This window comes from Arthrobacter roseus (genome assembly GCF_016907875.1).
Lineage (GTDB): Bacteria > Actinomycetota > Actinomycetes > Actinomycetales > Micrococcaceae > Arthrobacter_J > Arthrobacter_J roseus.
In genome coordinates, this window is the sequence record NZ_JAFBCU010000001.1 from 1,898,091 (window position 1) to 1,915,325 (window position 17,235).

General features: G+C 58.8%; 17 protein-coding genes. 1 reads left to right on the top strand and 16 read right to left on the bottom strand.

Going from position 1 to position 17,235, the window contains the following annotated elements; translation table 11 throughout:
* Position 1: 1 nt before the first annotated feature.
* From mihF to pyrR, 8 genes are all read right to left on the bottom strand, one after another.
* Positions 2–334, bottom strand: coding sequence for an integration host factor, actinobacterial type (gene mihF, locus JOE65_RS09245; protein WP_205162915.1), 333 nt, complete (start codon positions 332–334; stop codon positions 2–4).
* A gap of 89 nt (positions 335–423) precedes the next feature.
* Positions 424–1,272 carry an orotidine-5'-phosphate decarboxylase gene (gene pyrF / locus JOE65_RS09250; RefSeq protein WP_205162916.1) on the bottom strand — a complete coding sequence of 283 codons (849 nt, stop codon included), beginning with the start codon at positions 1,270–1,272 and terminating at the stop codon, positions 424–426.
* Entirely contained in the window at positions 1,265–4,564 is a 3,300-nt protein-coding gene (gene carB / locus JOE65_RS09255; RefSeq protein ID WP_205162917.1) for a carbamoyl-phosphate synthase large subunit, read from the bottom strand. Before carB ends, pyrF begins: the two co-directional genes overlap by 8 nt.
* Entirely contained in the window at positions 4,565–5,743 is a 1,179-nt protein-coding gene (gene carA / locus JOE65_RS09260) for a glutamine-hydrolyzing carbamoyl-phosphate synthase small subunit (protein WP_205162918.1), read from the bottom strand.
* Positions 5,740–6,240 (bottom strand): PH-like domain-containing protein, encoded by a 501-nt coding sequence (locus JOE65_RS09265; protein WP_205162919.1) that lies wholly within the window; start codon positions 6,238–6,240, stop codon positions 5,740–5,742. Before JOE65_RS09265 ends, carA begins: the two co-directional genes overlap by 4 nt.
* Complete coding sequence (locus JOE65_RS09270) at positions 6,228–7,568, bottom strand: dihydroorotase (RefSeq protein ID WP_205162920.1); 1,341 nt, start codon at positions 7,566–7,568, stop codon at positions 6,228–6,230. The genes JOE65_RS09265 and JOE65_RS09270 overlap by 13 nt, the downstream gene beginning before the upstream one ends.
* Positions 7,565–8,563: an aspartate carbamoyltransferase catalytic subunit gene (locus JOE65_RS09275; protein ID WP_205162921.1), complete on the bottom strand. Its 999-nt coding sequence runs from the start codon at positions 8,561–8,563 to the stop codon at positions 7,565–7,567. The genes JOE65_RS09270 and JOE65_RS09275 overlap by 4 nt, the downstream gene beginning before the upstream one ends.
* Positions 8,560–9,135: a bifunctional pyr operon transcriptional regulator/uracil phosphoribosyltransferase PyrR gene (gene pyrR, locus JOE65_RS09280; protein WP_205162922.1), complete on the bottom strand. Its 576-nt coding sequence runs from the start codon at positions 9,133–9,135 to the stop codon at positions 8,560–8,562. The genes JOE65_RS09275 and pyrR overlap by 4 nt, the downstream gene beginning before the upstream one ends.
* A gap of 118 nt (positions 9,136–9,253) precedes the next feature.
* On the opposite strand from pyrR, the gene JOE65_RS09285 reads away from it, so the two are divergent.
* Positions 9,254–10,489 (top strand): PrsW family intramembrane metalloprotease, encoded by a 1,236-nt coding sequence (locus JOE65_RS09285; protein ID WP_205162923.1) that lies wholly within the window; start codon positions 9,254–9,256, stop codon positions 10,487–10,489.
* A gap of 28 nt (positions 10,490–10,517) precedes the next feature.
* On the opposite strand, the gene nusB is transcribed toward JOE65_RS09285, so the two are convergent.
* The 8 genes from nusB to ruvX form a co-directional block, all read right to left on the bottom strand.
* On the bottom strand, positions 10,518–10,940 hold the full coding sequence (nusB, locus tag JOE65_RS09290; RefSeq protein ID WP_205162924.1) for a transcription antitermination factor NusB: 423 nt from the start codon (positions 10,938–10,940) through the stop codon (positions 10,518–10,520).
* Complete coding sequence (gene efp / locus JOE65_RS09295) at positions 10,937–11,500, bottom strand: elongation factor P (protein WP_205164118.1); 564 nt, start codon at positions 11,498–11,500, stop codon at positions 10,937–10,939. Before efp ends, nusB begins: the two co-directional genes overlap by 4 nt.
* 109 nt (positions 11,501–11,609) lie before the next feature.
* The gene (aroB, locus tag JOE65_RS09300) at positions 11,610–12,737 is read right to left on the bottom strand and encodes a 3-dehydroquinate synthase (RefSeq protein ID WP_205162925.1); all 1,128 of its coding nucleotides are present in this window, start codon (positions 12,735–12,737) and stop codon (positions 11,610–11,612) included.
* Positions 12,738–13,220 carry a shikimate kinase gene (locus tag JOE65_RS09305; RefSeq protein ID WP_239536671.1) on the bottom strand — a complete coding sequence of 161 codons (483 nt, stop codon included), beginning with the start codon at positions 13,218–13,220 and terminating at the stop codon, positions 12,738–12,740.
* A 43-nt stretch (positions 13,221–13,263) separates the two neighbouring features.
* A complete protein-coding gene (gene aroC, locus JOE65_RS09310; RefSeq protein WP_205162927.1) occupies positions 13,264–14,463 on the bottom strand; it encodes a chorismate synthase in 1,200 nt (399 codons plus the stop codon).
* 32 nt (positions 14,464–14,495) lie between these two features.
* Positions 14,496–15,380 (bottom strand): shikimate dehydrogenase, encoded by an 885-nt coding sequence (locus JOE65_RS09315; RefSeq protein WP_205162928.1) that lies wholly within the window; start codon positions 15,378–15,380, stop codon positions 14,496–14,498.
* Positions 15,371–16,657, bottom strand: a complete 1,287-nt coding sequence (gene mltG / locus JOE65_RS09320) for an endolytic transglycosylase MltG (RefSeq protein ID WP_205162929.1) — start codon at positions 16,655–16,657, stop codon at positions 15,371–15,373. The genes JOE65_RS09315 and mltG overlap by 10 nt, the downstream gene beginning before the upstream one ends.
* Positions 16,654–17,232, bottom strand: coding sequence for a Holliday junction resolvase RuvX (gene ruvX, locus JOE65_RS09325; protein WP_205162930.1), 579 nt, complete (start codon positions 17,230–17,232; stop codon positions 16,654–16,656). Before ruvX ends, mltG begins: the two co-directional genes overlap by 4 nt.
* Positions 17,233–17,235: the final 3 nt, after the last annotated feature.

Consider the following 17,235-nt stretch of genomic DNA (forward strand, 5'->3'; position numbering starts at 1 on the left):
CCTAGCGTGGATCTCTTGCCTGACCGGACAAGTGTGCCACCAGCGCATTCTTCTGATGTATTCCGAGCCCTCGTACGCGGCGCGTGAGGGCAATTCCGACCTCATCCATGATGGCTTGAGCCCTGACTTCACCGATCCCCGGAAGAGCCCGGAGCAGATCAACTACCCGTAACCGACCCACGGCATCTTCGGATGCGCGTGTGTGGATCACTTCGCCAACGGTGATACTGCCGTTCTTGAGCCCAACTTTGACTTCGGCTCGAACGGCGCGGGCTGCCGTTGCCTTCTGCCTGGCATGGCTTCGTTCTGACTCCGTAAGAGGCAACAGGTTCACAGGGTTCTCCCCGGACGTTTAGCTACCGGATACTGACGGTGCTGGCGGACTGGACGTGCTCTGAACCTATCGGCAACGGAGTCCTAAAATCAATCCACCAATACTGCTCGAAGTTCTGCGACAGTCCGTTCCGTCACGTTACGCATCGCCGTGGCATCCGGACCTGAGCGGAGAATTTCCCTACTAACACTGGCCAAGACATTGGTCTTCACCGCGCCGAAGGTGCGCCCAAGATTCTCGACAGTGGCCCCTTGGGCTCCAATACCCGGGGCAAGAATTGGGCCACCCATCGTCGCGAGGTCTATTCCCAAGTCCAGCAGCGCGGTTCCGACTGTGGCGCCAACGACCAGACCGATGTTCGCTAGGTGTTCCAAATTCCCGTTCTCGACCGCTACTTTGTCAACAATGGAACGGGCGACCGAATTTTCTCCGCCACGGTGTTGGAGTGAAGCCCCATCCGGATTTGATGTCAGGGCAAGAACGAAAACTCCCCTGCCCGATCGCCGGGCAAGATCAAGAGCCGGACGCAGTGAACCAAAGCCCAGATAGGGGCTTACGGTCACGGCGTCAGCTGCGAGAGTAGAAGCGTCGCCAAGCCACGTGTCCGCGTAAGCAGCCATGGTGGAACCGATGTCTCCACGTTTAGCATCGGCAATAGTGAGAACCCCGCGCTCCCGGCATTCTTTTAGAACTCTCTCCAGAACGGCAATCCCCTGTGAGCCGTGCCGCTCGAAGAATGCCACCTGAGGCTTGAGGACGGCAACTCGATCAGCCAACGACTCAACAACAGAGAGTGCAAACCTCTCCAGCCCGGCAGGGTCATCGTTCAGGTGCCAACTAGTCAGCAACGCGGGGTGGGGGTCAATACCCACACAGACGGGCCCGTGTGTGTCCATGGCCCCCCTGAGCCTGACGCCGAACCCTTCACGCTCAGTCATGGGCACTTATCCGCATCTTCTCAGCGTGCTCCTGCAGCGAAGTCACATCCCACTCGAAAGTCCGCATGGCCTCAATGGCCTGCACGGCTGCGCCCACTTCCGCAATAGTGGTGATAACGGGAATACCATTTGAAGTCGCCGCGGCCCTGATTTCGTATCCGTCGCCGCGTGCGGCTCCGCCCGAAGGTGTATTGATCACCATGCCAACTTCGCCAGCATTGATCAGATCAACGACGGTTCCTTCACCGTTCGGACCTACACCGTCTCCGACTTTGCGGACGGTCGTGGCGCGAACACCGTTTCGTTGCAGTACCTCCGCTGTGCCCCCTGTGGAGAGGATCTCGAAGCCGAGATCGGAAAGTTTCTTGACAGGCATGATGATCCCCCGCTTCTCGCGGTTCGAGACGGAGACGAAAATCTTTCCAGACGTTGGGAGGGCATTATTCGCAGCGGACTGACTCTTCGCAAAGGCAGTATCAAAGAATTTATCAATGCCCATGACTTCACCAGTGGAACGCATTTCGGGTCCCAGCAGAGAATCAACGACCCGACCTTCAGCCGTGCGGAACCGGTTGAAGGGCAACACCGCTTCCTTGACCGAAACCGGCGCACTGGCTGGTAGATGCGAACCATCGCCGGACTCCGGAAGCAGGTGATAAGCGCTGCGCAGTTGATGAATGGTTACACCGGTACCGATGAGCGCAGCAGCCTTTGCCATCTGGACGCCAGTGGCCTTGGACACGAAGGGAACGGTGCGCGAAGCGCGGGGATTGGCCTCCAACACATAGAGGACATCGGAGGCAAGGGCAAACTGAATATTGATCAACCCGCGCACACCGACTCCCTCGGCAATAGCGCGCGTTGCAACCCTGACTCGGTCCAGGACGTCGCGACCCAGCGTGATAGGCGGAAGTACACACGCCGAGTCGCCGGAATGGATCCCAGCTTCTTCAATGTGTTCCATGATTCCGCCTAGATACATGTCTTTGCCGTCGTAGAGCGCATCCACGTCGATCTCTACTGCATCTTCCAAGAAGCGGTCGATCAACACTGGATGGTCTTCGGTGATCTCCGTGGCGTTGGCTATATATCGCGAGAGGTTGGCCTCGTCGTAGACAATCTCCATGCCCCGCCCACCCAACACGTAGGAAGGACGAACGAGCACGGGGTAGCCGATCTCATCCGCAATCTTCCTTGCGTCTTGGAAGGAGACAGCGGTACCGTTCTTCGGCGCAATAAGTCCGGCATCATCGAGTACACGACTGAATGCACCCCTATGTTCGGCGAGGTCGATTGCGGCCGGAGATGTGCCCAGTATTGGGACGCCCGAGTCCGCCAACGCCTTCGAGAGTTTGAGAGGGGTCTGGCCTCCCAACTGCACAAAGACGCCCATGACACCGCCCGTTCGTTCTTCAGCCCCAATGACCTCCAGAACGTCTTCGAGGGTCAGCGGTTCAAAATAGAGGCGCGTCGAGACGTCATAATCAGTGGACACCGTTTCGGGATTGCAGTTGATCATCACTGTCTCATACCCAGCTTTGCGCAGCGCCATGGTGGCGTGTACACAGGAGTAGTCGAACTCAATCCCCTGTCCAATTCGGTTTGGACCAGATCCCAGAATGATGATTGACGGTTTCGCGTGCAGCGCCACCTCGTCCTCTTCGTCATAAGACGAGTAGTGATAGGGCGTGAAAGCCGCGAACTCGGCAGCGCAGGTATCTACAGTCTTGAAGACAGGCCGAACACCGAGAGCATGCCGCACTCCGCGCACAACATCCTCCTTCATATTTGATAGCGCCCCGATCTGTGCGTCGGAGAAACCATGACGCTTGGCGCGTCTAAGCATGGCCTCAGTAAGGGTCGCGGCTGTGCGAACCTCTGTGGCGACCTCGTTGAGCAACACCAATTGGTCAAGAAACCAAGGGTCGATCCCCGTTGCCGCGTAAAGCTGCTCGATTGTCCCTCCGCCAAGCAGTGCCTGCTGCACTTGGGCGAGTCGCGCGGTCGTCGGGATCTTCGCGGCTTCGATCAGATCCGGAACATCAAGGGAGTTGACCGGTTGGAATTCGAGTTCCGACCCCTTCTGTTCAAGTGATCTAAGGGCCTTCTGTAGCGCCTCACTGAAGTTCCGGCCGATCGCCATAGCCTCCCCCACCGACTTCATGGTGGTCGTCAGAGTGGTGTCCGCGGCCGGGAATTTCTCGAACGCGAAGCGTGGAACCTTCACAACAACATAATCGAGGGTCGGTTCGAAGGCCGCCGGAGTCTTCTGCGTGATGTCATTGGGAATCTCATCCAGCGTGTAGCCCAACGAGAGTTTCGTGGCGATTTTGGCGATCGCAAAACCGGTGGCCTTTGAGGCTAAAGCCGAAGAGCGGGAGACTCTCGGATTCATCTCGATGACAATGACCCGGCCAGTGTCCGGTTCGATCGCGAACTGGATATTACAACCGCCAGTGTCCACGCCCACCTCACGGATGACAGCTATCGAGATATCACGGAGGTTCTGGTATTCGCGGTCGGTCAGCGTCATCGCAGGTGCAACCGTGATCGAGTCCCCTGTATGTACCCCGACGGGGTCAATATTTTCGATGGTGCAGACCACGACGACGTTGTCGTTGCGGTCTCGCATCATCTCCAACTCGTACTCTTTCCATCCGAGGATGCTCTCCTCGAGAAGGACTTCGCTGCTGGGACTGTACTGAATGCCGGCACCGGCAATGCGCCGGAGGTCCTCCGCGTTGTAGGCAAGCCCTGAGCCTAGACCGCCCATGGTGAAGGATGGCCTGACAACCATTGGGTAGCCGAGCTCGTCAGCAGCGGCAAAGGCTTCGTCCATGGAATGGACAATGACGGACCGTGCCGATTCCGCGCCGCACCGCTCAACAACGCCCTTGAACTTTTCGCGGTTCTCACCGAGCTCGATCGCCGCCACGTTGGCACCGATCAACTCGACGTTGTACTTTTCAAGGACACCGTTCTTGTCCAAGGCGATGGCGGTGTTGAGGGCTGTCTGACCGCCAAGTGTCGGCAGAATGGCATCTGGTCTCTCCTTGGCGATAATCTTCTCCACAACCTCTGGGGTGATGGGTTCGATGTACGTTGCGTCGGCGAACTCAGGATCCGTCATGATAGTGGCGGGGTTTGAGTTCACGAGAATGACGCGCAGGCCCTCCTCCCGAAGTACCCGCAGTGCCTGGGTGCCGGAGTAATCGAATTCGGCGGCCTGCCCAATCACGATAGGTCCGGAACCGATCACCAGAACGCTTTTGAGGTCTGTACGCAGTGGCATTTACTTCACTTCCTGGCTCTGTGCAGTCGACATCAGGTCAATGAACCTGTCGAAAAGGTAGGCGGAATCATGGGGCCCAGCCGCTGCCTCCGGGTGGTACTGGACCGAGAACGCAGGTAAGTCCAAGCAGGACAACCCTTCAACGACTTGATCGTTCAGGCTGACATGGCTGACCTCAACCCGCCCGAATCTTTCCTCTGGAGCCTGTACGGGGCCATCCAAGGGCGCGTCCACCGCAAACCCATGATTTTGAGAGGTGATCTCAACCTTGCCGGTTCTGCGATCCAGTACGGGCTGGTTGATACCGCGGTGCCCGAATCTAAGCTTGTAGGTACCGAAACCCAGAGCACGTCCTAGAATCTGGTTCCCAAAGCAGATACCGAAGAACGGAATCCGGTGTTCCAGCACTTGCCGCAAGACGGCGACCTGTGGGTCCGCGGTTGCCGGGTCGCCTGGACCGTTGGAGATGAACACGCCGTCCGCCCCCGTTTCACGGATTTGCTCATACGTCGATGCGGCCGGCATGACATGGACACGAATTCCGCGTTCGGCCAACCGGCGAGGAGTCGTGGCCTTGATACCCAGATCCAGCGCAGCGACGGTGAACTTTGTCTCGCCCTCCCAGCCATGATCTGAGGGCTCAATGGTGTGAACTTTATCAACGCTGACTTCCTCAGCGAGCCTTGCCCCCTCCATCGACGGTTGTTCACGGACCGTTCTCAGCAGCGCGTCGGCGCTTTGCTCGGCACTGTCACCGGAGAAGATACCCGCATTCATGGCTCCACGCTCACGTAGATGACGGGTCAGTGCACGAGTGTCCACACCCTGGATGCCGACAACACCCTGTTCCAAGAGTTGGTCATCGAGACTCTGTTGACTCCGCCAGCTAGAAGGACGTCGTGCGGCGTCTCGGACGATGTAGCCGGCAACCCAGATGCGCTGGGATTCGGCATCGTCAGCGTTGACGCCCGTATTGCCAATGTGGGGTGCGGTCTGCACCACCAACTGACGCGCATACGAGGGATCGGTGATCGTCTCTTGATAGCCGGTCATTCCGGTAGCGAACACTGCCTCACCCAAGGCGGTGCCCACCGCACCGTAGCTGGTTCCCACAAAGGTTCTGCCGTCATCGAGTACCAGTACGGCAGGGAGTTTTTGCGTTGCCTCTTGCTCAGTCACAGTTGTCCTTCGTCTTGGAAGATTGATTCGATTGCATCCCGCAGCGTGTTTCGTTCCATGGCGTGTCTGGTCCGGAAACCGGTATCAAGCAGGTGTTCCCCCAGTCGCCAGCTGACAATGACGAGCCCGTCCTTCTCGACGAATTTCCCGGCCATCCCGCTGCTACAGTGAACGGCTGCTATGGCGTTGACCGGAATGAACACATCCGGGGCTCCTGTGCGAACAAAGTGGATACCCGAGGTAAGAACCACGGCAACGGCTTGAGATTTCGCTCCCAGACCGTGGACGGCGATACGGTCCAGCCAGTCTCCGGAGGTAGTGCTCACCACATACTGTCCCTCAACCTCGCATAGTTGCGCTCCACCATCGGCAGGAACAGCAGGAAGAGGTCCGACGTCGGACTGGCGGGCAGCACGCCCTCGCCAACCACGCCAGATCATGAAGAATATGAGAACGATCAGCCCAACCGACAGGGCAACGGGCATCAACCAATCCATGATCGCTCCGAGTCCGTCATGGGCCGTCTGGTAGCCAACTCGCCGTTAAGGACCGTAGGATGCCCACGGTAGAACACGGCGTGGACTTTTCCGGGAAGTTTCATCCCACGGAAGGGACTGTTTCTGCCCTTGGTGGCCATACGCGTTGGGTCCACCGGCCACCGTGCTGCGGGGTCCACCAACGTGATATTGGCTGGCTCGCCGACCGCCAGCGGACGCCCCTGCGTAGATACCTGGCCGATTGCCGCCGGAGCGGTGGACGTTACACGGGCAAAATCGTTCCAGCTCATCAATCCAGTGTCGATCATGGCGTGCTGGACGACGGACAGAGCTGTTTCCAGTCCTGTCATTCCCATGGCTGCCTGCGCCCACTCGCATTCCTTATGCTCGCTCGGATGCGGGGCGTGGTCGGTTCCAACAATGTCAATGGTTCCGTCGGCGAGAGCTTCTCGGAGTGCCGTGACGTCCTCACTCGTGCGCAACGGAGGATTGACCTTGTAGACCGGATCGTAGCTGCGGACCAGTTCATCTGTTAACAACAGGTGGTGCGGAGTGACTTCAGCGGTCACTTTCACTCCCCGCTCCTTCGCCCAGCGAATGATCTCAACCGACCCTGCCGTCGATACATGGCACACGTGAAGGCGGGAATCCACATGCTTGGCCAGCAAGACATCGCGGGCGATAATGCTCTCCTCGGCAACTGCCGGCCACCCGCCCAGACCGAGCACGGCGGAGACGTCGCCTTCGTTCATTTGCGCCCCAACTGTGAGCCTCGGGTCCTGTGCGTGCTGGGCGACTACACCGTTAAACGACTTCACGTATTCAAGAGCACGGCGCATCAGCACCGGATCGTGGACACAGATTCCGTCGTCGGAAAAGACACGGACCTGTGCTCGGGAGGACGCCATAGCGCCGAGCTCCGCGAGCCGTTGACCCGCGAGCCCAACCGTTACCGCTCCGACAGGGCGAACATCGACCCATCCAGCCTTACGGCCCAGGCTATGAACCTGTTCAACAACACCAGCCGTATCAGCAACCGGTGTGCTGTTGGCCATTGCGTGCACCGCCGTAAAACCGCCAAGCGCAGCAGCCCGGCTACCTGTCTCTACCGTTTCCGCGTCTTCGCGACCCGGTTCGCGCAGGTGCGTATGGAGATCAACCAGACCCGGAAGTGCCACCAGGCCATCCGCGTCGATAACTACCGCAGCCGCATCAGCCAGACGGTTGCCCAACTCAGCGATAACGCCCCCGCGTACCAACAGATCCGTGGTTTTTCCATCGGGCAGAGTGGCTCCGCGGATAAGGTGAACATTGTCTTCGCGGCTCAAAGCACGGCCTCCTGCTTGTTGACGAGATTACTGCCACGGTCCCCCGACAGCAGATGATAAAGCACAGCCATTCGGACAGCCACGCCGTTCCGGACCTGTGCCAGAACAGTGGACCGAGGGGAGTCAGCGGCCGCCGAAGAAATTTCCAGTCCCCGGTTCATTGGACCCGGGTGCATGATGATGGCATCGCTTCCTGTGGCGGCGTCAAGCCGGGCAAGGCGGGCATCATTGAAACCCCACAGCCGCGAATACTCATTGGTGCTCGGAAAGAACGCTGCTTCCATTCGTTCGCTCTGTACTCTCAACATCATGACCGCATCCGGTTCCATAGCAAGGACTGCATCCAGGTCATAGCTGACTTCACATGGCCATGTGCTAATACCAACCGGCAGGAGCGTCGGTGGTGCCACGAGCGTTACTTTGGCACCGAGCGATGTGAGGAGCCACAGATTGGAACGAACAACCCGTGAGTGGAGGACATCTCCGACAATGGCCACCCGCATACCCGAAAGATCAGTACCAGTTGACGCACGTCCAGCAATTGTGGACCAATGCCGCCGCATGGTGAAAGCGTCGAGTAGCGCCTGCGTGGGGTGCTCGTGCGTACCGTCTCCAGCATTGATCACTGGAGCATCGATCCAGCCCGAGGATGCCAGCCGCTCAGGCGCCCCGGACGCCCAGTGTCGGATGACGACGGCGTCCGCGCCCATCGCTTCGAGAGTCTGCGCCGTATCTTTCAAGGATTCGCCCTTGGAAACCGATGATCCTTTGGCGGCAAAGTTGATCACGTCCGCTGACAAGCGCTTCGCGGCCGCTTCGAAGGAGATACGCGTCCGGGTCGAATCTTCGAAGAACAGGTTCACGACGGTGCGTCCACGCAGCGCAGGAAGTTTCTTGACCTCCCGGTCTGAGACGGCCGCCATCTCTTCAGCGGTATCAAGAAGTTGAACGGCATCATCCCGTAGAAGATCCCGGGTGGATAGCAGATGCCTCATGACCCCGCCTCGATGACCACTTCGTCCACATTATCCGTTTCCTGCAGATGCACGCGAACCTTCTCGCGGGACGACGTGGGCAGGTTCTTTCCAACATGGTCTGCCCGGATAGGGAGCTCGCGGTGCCCGCGGTCCACGAGCACTGCCAGGCGCACCGCTGAAGGCCGTCCTAGGTCCACAATCGCGTCCAGGGCGGCGCGGATAGTGCGACCCGAGTACAGGACGTCATCCACCAGAACTACGACCTTGCCGTCTATCCCGCCCACAGGTTCGAGCGTATGCAAGGGTGCGCGGGTTGGATTGTGCCGGAGATCATCGCGAAACATGGTGACGTCCAGTTGTCCGACGATGTGGGCGGCGTGAACGGTTGGATCGGCTGAAGCGATCTTCACAGCCAAGCGCTGCGCCAGCGGAAATCCTCGGCGTGGAATTCCAAGGAGTACAAGATCTTCACTCCCCTTGTTAGCCTCAAGAATTTCGTGGGCTATACGGGTCAAGGCCCGGTCTATATCTGCTTCAGCAAGAACTGTTCGGCTGCTGACCGGTTTTTCCGGAGATGCGGGCACGGACATACTCTGCTTCCTCCTTCCCCGCCTCACAGGACGGAATTTAAAGGTTGGCTGCAAGCTCAAAATTACCACAGACGTACCCCTTACTCGTGATCTGTGACGGCCAGCATAAGCTGGAACCATGAATCAGCCCGGCCCGCAGGCCAGTCTTCCTTTCGAAGCGTCCAGACCCGTAGCGGGCTCGGGTGATCACCGCATTCAACCCACCCCTGCATGGCAGGGACACCAACCGGTTCGCCAGCTCTGGCAGAACCTTCCCCCATCAAGACACCATGCCCTGAACATCATCTTGATCATTGTTGCGGCTCTGGTCACGTTTGTCGTGGCCCTCTACCTGACGTTGGCCCTAGGTCCAACGGCATTCGTTACCTGTGGACTCCTTGCGCTGATTCCGCTGGGAATCTGTCTGCTCGGTTTGAGATGGGTAGACAGGTGGGAGCCGGAACCCAAGGGAGCAAAATGGTTCGCTTTTCTCTGGGGTGCAGGAGTGTCGATTGCCTTGACCCTTGTGCTTGGTCCGGGCATCAATGCCCTGCTGGTGACCGCATTGTCCACTTCACCCGATGTCGTCGGTCCCGTCATTCAAGCACCGCTGGTCGAGGAGTTCGCCAAGGGGCTGGCTGTGCTCATCCTGGTGTATTCACGTAGGAGCCAATTCGACGGCCCGGTGGACGGGATTGTTTATGCCGGTCTCGTGGGCGCAGGATTCGCGTTCAGTGAGAACATTCTCTACTTCGGCTCCGCTGTCATGGAAGGCGGAGTAGGGCCCGGGCTCGCCTGGATCTTCGTGATGCGAGGACTACTGTCCCCGTTCGCCCACGTGATGTTCACTGCCGCAACGGGTTTAGTACTCGGTTGGGTCATCATGCACAAAGGTCACTCGTGGGCACTGCCCGGGTTCATCGCCGGCCTGGTCCCCGCTATCGCAGGGCACATCCTATGGAACGGGGGGTTGTTGCTCGTCTTCGACAACTTCTTTGGTTTCTATATCCTGCTTCAGATGCCACTGTTCGCCGCCGCCGTTAGCGGAGTCTTTCTTCTCCGCCGCGCCGAACGCCGGCTCACGCACCGACGACTGCTCGATTACGCCTACTCAGGATGGCTGACTGAAACAGAAGTCGGCCTGCTGGCCACACCGGATGGACGACGTCAAGCGGTTGCGTGGGCGTCCCGATACGGGGCACGCAAAACGATGAAATCCTTTGTGCACACTGCCACCCGCTTGGCTTTCATTCGGCAGCGGATAGTCCTCAGCCACCATCTGGCAGAGAATACAGCCTGCGAAAGGCAGTTACTGGAGGAAATGACCGTGACCCGCTCAGTGCTCTTTCAGCAGGCTGGAGCTGCTGCACGGTGACACGTTGAATGCACCGCGCAACCAGCGCTCAAGCAAGCAGCGTAGGCTTCAGCTTCTGCAACCTGCCAAGGAGTCCATTGACGAAAGACGGGGATTCGTCAGTCGATAGTATTTTGGCAAGGGACACAGCTTCGCTGACTGCCACACCGTCCGGGACGTCGTCATTGAACAGAAGTTCCCATGCACCCAGTCTGAGAATGATTCTGTCCACCGACGGCATTCTCTCCAGCGTCCAACCCTGGGCATAAGTGGATAGAAATTCATCTATCTGTATCTGTTGCGATACAACGCCCTCAACGAGGTCAACAGTGTACGGATTGATGATCTGATCCGTCTTTTCGCGGCGGTCCCGCAGGGCATCGAACGCCGAGACCGAGCGTTGCTCGGCCTCGAACAGGATGTCAAGGGCTCGGCGCCGCGCTTTTCCACGGGCGGAAGTGGGAGCGCTCACTCGTTGACGCGCCCCAGATAGTCGCCCGTGCGGGTATCAACCTTGACGCGCGTTCCCTGTTCGACGAACAACGGAACCTGGATCTCATACCCGGTTTCCAGTGTGGCCGGCTTGTTGCCGCCCGTAGAACGGTCCCCCTGTAGCCCTGGTTCCGTGTAGGTGATCTCCAGAACCACTGACGGAGGTAGCTCAACATACAGCGCGGAGCCTTCATACATGGCGATGTTGACGTTCAGATTCTCCAACATGAAGTTTGCATTCTCGCCGATCGTTTCGCCGGGAACTGTTAGCTGGTCATAGTCGGCGTTGTCCATGAAAACATAGTCAGCACCGTCCTGATACAAGTACTGGTAGTCACGGCGATCTACGGTGGCGGTCTCAATTTTAAGCCCGGCATTGAAGGTCTTGTCGACAAGCTTTCCCGACCTGACGTTGCGAAGCTTCGTACGAACAAACGCACCGCCCTTACCCGGCTTCACATGCTGAAACTCGATGACGGACCAGAGGTTGCCCTCAAGTTTTAGAACGGTGCCGTTCTTGATGTCGTTGGTTGTCGCCACAATGTCACTTTCGTTGGTTATCATCGTCAATAAATTGCCGCGGGACGCCAGGGCAATTGTTCACCAGCCATTCTAGCGCGACGTCCGTCGGTGACCGCAGGCTCGTGTCCTACAGGCTGACACGCAGTCCAGAATTTGGAGCCTCATCTTCGGCAATTTCCTGGTAAGCCGCGAACAGGAGGGACGTATCCGGAACTTCTAGGGTTGTCGGTTTGGCAATCCCGTCAAGGATCACAAACCGCAGTAGGTCTCCTCTGGCTTTCTTGTCCCGGCGCATACCGTCAAGCAACGCTGACCACCGATCGCGGCGGTAGCTCACAGGCAACCCAAGTAAAGAAAGAATATTCTTGTGACGATCCGCCGTGGCATCGTCAAGCCGTCCGACCATGCGCGCCAGCTCCGCTGCAAAGACCAGTCCCACAGATACCGCGGCACCGTGGCGCCATTGATACCTTTCTGCGAGTTCAATGGAGTGGCCCAGCGTGTGCCCATAATTCAGGGCCTCGCGTGGTCCTGCCTCCCGGAAGTCGACAGACACCAATGTGGCCTTGACCTTCACTGCGCGGATGATCAGGTCACGGAACACGTCCGACGACGGGTTTGTGGCCTCCTCAGTATCGGCTTCGATCAGGTCCAGGATGCCGGGATCAGCAATGAAGCCACACTTGACGACTTCAGCGAAACCGGCAATGAGTTCGTTACGCGGCAGCGTGGCCAGGGTATCCAGGTCAGCAAGAACTGCGGCCGGTGAATGGAAGGACCCGACAAGATTTTTGCCTTCCGCCGTGTTGATTCCAGTCTTGCCACCTACTGCGGCATCGACCATCCCCAGAAGGCTCGTTGGCATGTGGACCACCCGGATGCCACGCAGCCACGTGGCAGCCACGAATCCGGCAAGATCCGTGACTGCCCCTCCTCCAACCGCGACCACCGCATCAGAGCGTGTGAAGTCGTTCTGACCCAAGACCTGCCAGCAGAAAGAGGCCACCTGGATGTGTTTGCCCTCTTCGGCATCCGGGATCTCAGCCGTCAAGGCCGTGAATCCCGCGCGCTCAAGATCCTCGCGGACGGCGTCGCCGGTTGCGCGCAAGGCCCGAGGGTGCACAACGAGAACCCGCCGTACGCGTTCTCCGAGGGTGTCCGGAAGCCGGTCGAGCAGCTTACGGCCAATGACAACGTCGTAGCCGTCCGCTGCGCTGCTACCGCCGACGCTTATGACCGTGGGTTCGGTGAACATCTAGCCTCCACTTTCCGTGAGAATCAGCCCAAGTTCTTCCACCAGGGCGGAGACGCTCTTTCGGCGTGCATCAAGCACAATATCCGCGAGCCGTTGATACACCGGCAAGCGCTGCTGAAAGAGCTCCTCCCAACGATCCATCGTATCCCCGTTGAGTAGAGGTCGTGCCGATCCCCGTTTCAACCGTGGCCCCACGGTTTTTGCATCCACACTCAGGAACACGACGACGGTGGAAGCGAGTAACTGCTGTGTGCCAGAATCCAAGATGGCGCCGCCGCCCAGGGACACCACCTGGTACGCGTCAGATTCAAGGCATTCGGCCGTCATCCGCGCTTCCATGCCTCTGAACCACGCTTCGCCGCGGCTCGTGAAAATGCCTTTAATGGGTCCGTGCAACGCCACAATCATTCTGTCCGTATCCACGAACTTTTGTCCCCGCGAGAGCGCGAAGGCCTCACCGACCGCGGATTTGCCCGAGGCCATTGGTCCAATGAACACAATTTTGCAACCCGGGCTCTTCGCCAGGTCAGCTGCCACTGGGGTGAGTTCGTGGATCGATGCTCGCGAGGTAAGACTCGAAGTTCCTGCGGATCTCTGGGACAGAATCCCCACCAAACTTTTCGACGACCGCATCAGCCAAGACAAGCGCTACCATCGCTTCAGCAACAACTCCCGCAGCTGGAACAGCGCAGACATCAGAACGTTGATGATGAGCCTTGGCTTCCTCACCGGTACGGACATCGAAAGTCCGCAGGGCACGTGGGACAGTGGCTATCGGTTTCATCGAGGCACGCACCCTGAGCAGCTCTCCAATGCTCATTCCGCCCTCAATACCTCCGGCGCGATTGGATGTGCGGACAACCCTACCTTCGGCGTCACGAACGATCTCATCGTGAGCTTCCGATCCACGCCGGGTTGCGGTCAGAAAGCCGTCTCCTACCTCGACGCCCTTAATCGCTTGGATACCCATGAGGGCAGCGGCTAGCCGGGCGTCCAGTTTCCGGTCCCAGTGGACATAGCTCCCAAGGCCCGGCGGTAGACCGTAGGCAAGGACCTCTACCACTCCGCCAAGGGTCTCACCGTCTCTGTGAGCGGCATCAACTTCAGCCACCATCGCAGCGGACGCGACAGGGTCAAAGCATCGAAGCGGATCCTGATCGAGCGCAGCTACGTCCTTTGCCTGCGGAACGGGACTACCCTCGGGCACGCTGGCCGAGGCTATGGCGACAGTATGGCTGAGGACTTGGATACCCAGCTCCGCTAGGAAACGGGCTGCCACTGTCCCGAGCGCAACACGGGTGGCTGTTTCACGGGCGCTGGCCCTTTCGAGAACTGGTCGTGCTTCGTCGAAACCATACTTTTGCATACCCGTGAAATCAGCATGGCCAGGACGTGGGCGCGTGAGCGGAGCGTTACGGGCCTGTGCATCGAGTATCGACTGTTCGACGGGGTCAGCGGCCATGACCGTTTCCCATTTTGGCCATTCCGTATTCGCGATCTCGATAGCGACTGGTCCGCCCTGTGTCTGGCCATGCCGGACGCCCCCCACGAAGGAAACGCGATCTTCCTCAAACTTCATGCGGGCACCGCGACCGTAGCCCAGCCTGCGTCGGGCCAGTGATTTCTGGACATCCGAACTGGTCAGAGGGACGCCCGCGGGAACACCCTCAATGATTCCCACAAGGGCGGGACCGTGCGATTCTCCGGCAGTCAACCATCTCAACATGATTCCCATACTGCCACGGACGTCCGTCCCAACTAGCGCCGGGGAGCACCCACTGCCCCACACATAGCATTTATGACGCCAGGGAGGAGGGCCCGTGGCGCTTCAGTGAATAAGAGAGCTTGTTCCGCAGCCTGATACACTAGCATGTCCAGACCGGAAACCGTCACCCCTCTCTGTGCCTCCCAAACGGAGGCCAGACAGCTGGGCCACGGGTCGTAGGCCACGTCAAGTAGAACTTTTCCAAACAGGTCCGTGCAGGCATGTAGTAGGTGGTCTGCCACCGAATCCGCCGCGCGAGGAGGTAGTGCGGAGATGGTCGCTGTTGCACCGGCAATGACCTTCAGCGCGCCATCGAATGTGGAAACGGAAAGATTCACGCCCAGTGCCTGAGCCACCCGCATCAGAGAATCAGCCTTGTCCGGGTTTCGAATGATCAACGTCGCGCTCCGCACGTGCAGCATTGCCAATGCCGAAAGGGCTGCCGCAGCAGTACCTCCCCCTCCGAGAACCACTGCATCTCCAGCGCCCTTGTAGCCAGCGAACCGTAGCGCCGACACGATGCCCTGCACATCGGTGTTATATCCTTCCAACCGAACCGGATGATCAGACGTTCTTACCGCCCGCACGGTGTTGACGGCGCCAAGAGTCAGGGCGGGCTCGTGGATCTGGTCTAAGTACGCCACCACAGCCCGCTTATGGGGCATTGTGACCGATAAGCCGCGCCACGCCAGATCCGTTCGAAACTGGTGTAGGAATGCATCCAGTTCCCCGGGCTCAACATCGACGGCTTCATACTCCCCGAGGGCCGCGAGGTACGAGTACGCTGCCCGGTGTAGATCCGGTGAACGCGAATGCGAAATCGGGTGGCCGATGACCGCCGCTCTAAAAGGTCGGCCCTCCGGTTGCGTTAGTTGCACCTGCCGGCGTCCTGCTCACTGCACCACTTTAGATACTCCTGAACATACCTGTTGTGCTCAGCGAGCGTCTCAGAAAACTTGGTTTCACCGGAGTCAAGGTTCACCGTCACCCAGTAGTAGTAGGGAACGTCTGCCGGATTGACCGCTGCATCGATCGCCTCTTCGCTGGGCGAGCCAATCGGTCCAACGGGTAACCCCATGTTCGCGTACGTGTTGTAGGGATTGGACTTGTCCTTCTTTTCCGCCTCGGTCAACTCATAGCTCTTCCGACTCAGACCGTAGGTCACCGTTGCGTCCGACTGAATACGGCCCGCAGTCTCAGTGTTCTCCGGCGAGAGTCGGTTCTCAATCGCTCCGGCAACAGCCGCGTAGTCGGCCTCGCCTGCTTCCGCCTGGACGATGCTCGCAATCGTCAAAATGCGGTACTGCTTGTCAGGGTCGGTGACACCGGCAGCTTCTAACCGTTCAAAGGTTGTGTCCACCAACTTCTGAATCATCTGTTCGGGCGAAGCCCCAATATCGAACCGGTACTCCCCCGGAGCCAGGTATCCCTCCAGCTTTGGTGCCTGATCAGGCAGACCGAATGCCTGTGGATCCTCAGCCAGCTTTTCCAACTGGGCCTTGTCAACCCCGGTGGATTCGGCTAGCACGTGCAGGACCTCGTCCTGACGCAATCCACTGGCGATTGCCGCGTAGTGGACACCTGGCTCTTCCTCAAGCAGCACTTCAGCAGCACCAGCAGATGACATCTGCTTTTTCATGACATACTCGCCCGGTTGAATCGGTCTGCCATCAGCCTTCTGCTGGAACGTATCCAGGAACGTACCGCCGTCAGCGACGATGTCTTTGCTTTCAAGATTCTGGCTGATGAGCATAGCTGCGGCACCGGGTTCGACGATGAACGTCACTTCGCCGGTTCCAGGGCCGGCATAGTCCTTGATTTCGTTCATGCCAAGGAGATCCCGCAGGAACAGTGTCAGACCAAATACAACGACAGCGAAAAACACCAGAACAAGCACCAAGATCACCGTCTGACGGCGGTGACGACGACGCTTGGCTTGAGAGGGCCGACGACGGCGACGCAGCGGAAGGTCCTCATGGAAGAACTGGTCCACGGGCGGCTCGGTGTCAGAACCGGTGAAGTGTCCGTAATCGTTCGGACGAGAATATGTCCCAGCGTCGTCATGATCTACACCGTATTCGTCCGCGTGATCGCCGTTGTGGCCGGGTTCGTTCTCCCACGGCTCCAATGCGTCGGTACGAGTATGCCGACTCATCGGCTATCTCTCTCGCCGGCGTTTGGCTGCGAAATGTTTAGCTCCTTGCTAGGCGCCCCGCCCAGGTCCTGTGGACGAATGGCAGCGCGGATTCTGACAGGCTCCCCCACGTCCCGCTGCAGCGAACGCTGCGTGTCCATAGCGTGCTGCAAAATGCCCACAGCTGCTACTTGATCCACCACCTTACGGTGATCCTTGGTCTTCCTTCCAGCCTCAGAGAGCACGCGGTGCGCCGAGACTGTTGTGAGTCGCTCGTCAAAGAGTACAACAGGCAGCTCGATGCCGCTCTCCGCCAAAAACCCGACGACCATCTGCGAATACTCCCGCGCCATGGTGGTCGACGCCGTGTCCGTGCCCTTCAAACTCTGTGGAAGTCCAATGATAATCCTTACCGCCGACCGCTCTTGCGCCTCTCTGAGAAGTAGCTGGATGTCGGAGTTCTTCTTCGTGTCCCGACGGAGTGTCCGCACCGGAGTGGCTAGGAGTCCACCGGGATCGCTGGCCGCCAGACCAACGCGGACAAGGCCGACGTCGACCCCCAACCACACGCCGTGAGGCTCTACGTGAGAGGACACCTG

Coding starts and splice junctions, on each gene's coding strand:
- pyrR (WP_205162922.1), bottom strand. CDS start 9,135: ATGTCCGTGCCCGCATCTCCGGAAAAACCGGTCAGCAGCCGAACAGTT.
- JOE65_RS09265 (WP_205162919.1), bottom strand. CDS start 6,240: ATGGATTGGTTGATGCCCGTTGCCCTGTCGGTTGGGCTGATCGTTCTC.
- aroC (WP_205162927.1), bottom strand. CDS start 14,463: ATGTTGAGATGGTTGACTGCCGGAGAATCGCACGGTCCCGCCCTTGTG.
- JOE65_RS09275 (WP_205162921.1), bottom strand. CDS start 8,563: ATGAGGCATCTGCTATCCACCCGGGATCTTCTACGGGATGATGCCGTT.
- JOE65_RS09305 (WP_239536671.1), bottom strand. CDS start 13,220: ATGGCCTCGGGCAAATCCGCGGTCGGTGAGGCCTTCGCGCTCTCGCGG.
- mltG (WP_205162929.1), bottom strand. CDS start 16,657: ATGAGTCGGCATACTCGTACCGACGCATTGGAGCCGTGGGAGAACGAA.
- carB (WP_205162917.1), bottom strand. CDS start 4,564: ATGCCACTGCGTACAGACCTCAAAAGCGTTCTGGTGATCGGTTCCGGA.
- pyrF (WP_205162916.1), bottom strand. CDS start 1,272: ATGACTGAGCGTGAAGGGTTCGGCGTCAGGCTCAGGGGGGCCATGGAC.
- JOE65_RS09285 (WP_205162923.1), top strand. CDS start 9,254: ATGAATCAGCCCGGCCCGCAGGCCAGTCTTCCTTTCGAAGCGTCCAGA.
- aroB (WP_205162925.1), bottom strand. CDS start 12,737: ATGTTCACCGAACCCACGGTCATAAGCGTCGGCGGTAGCAGCGCAGCG.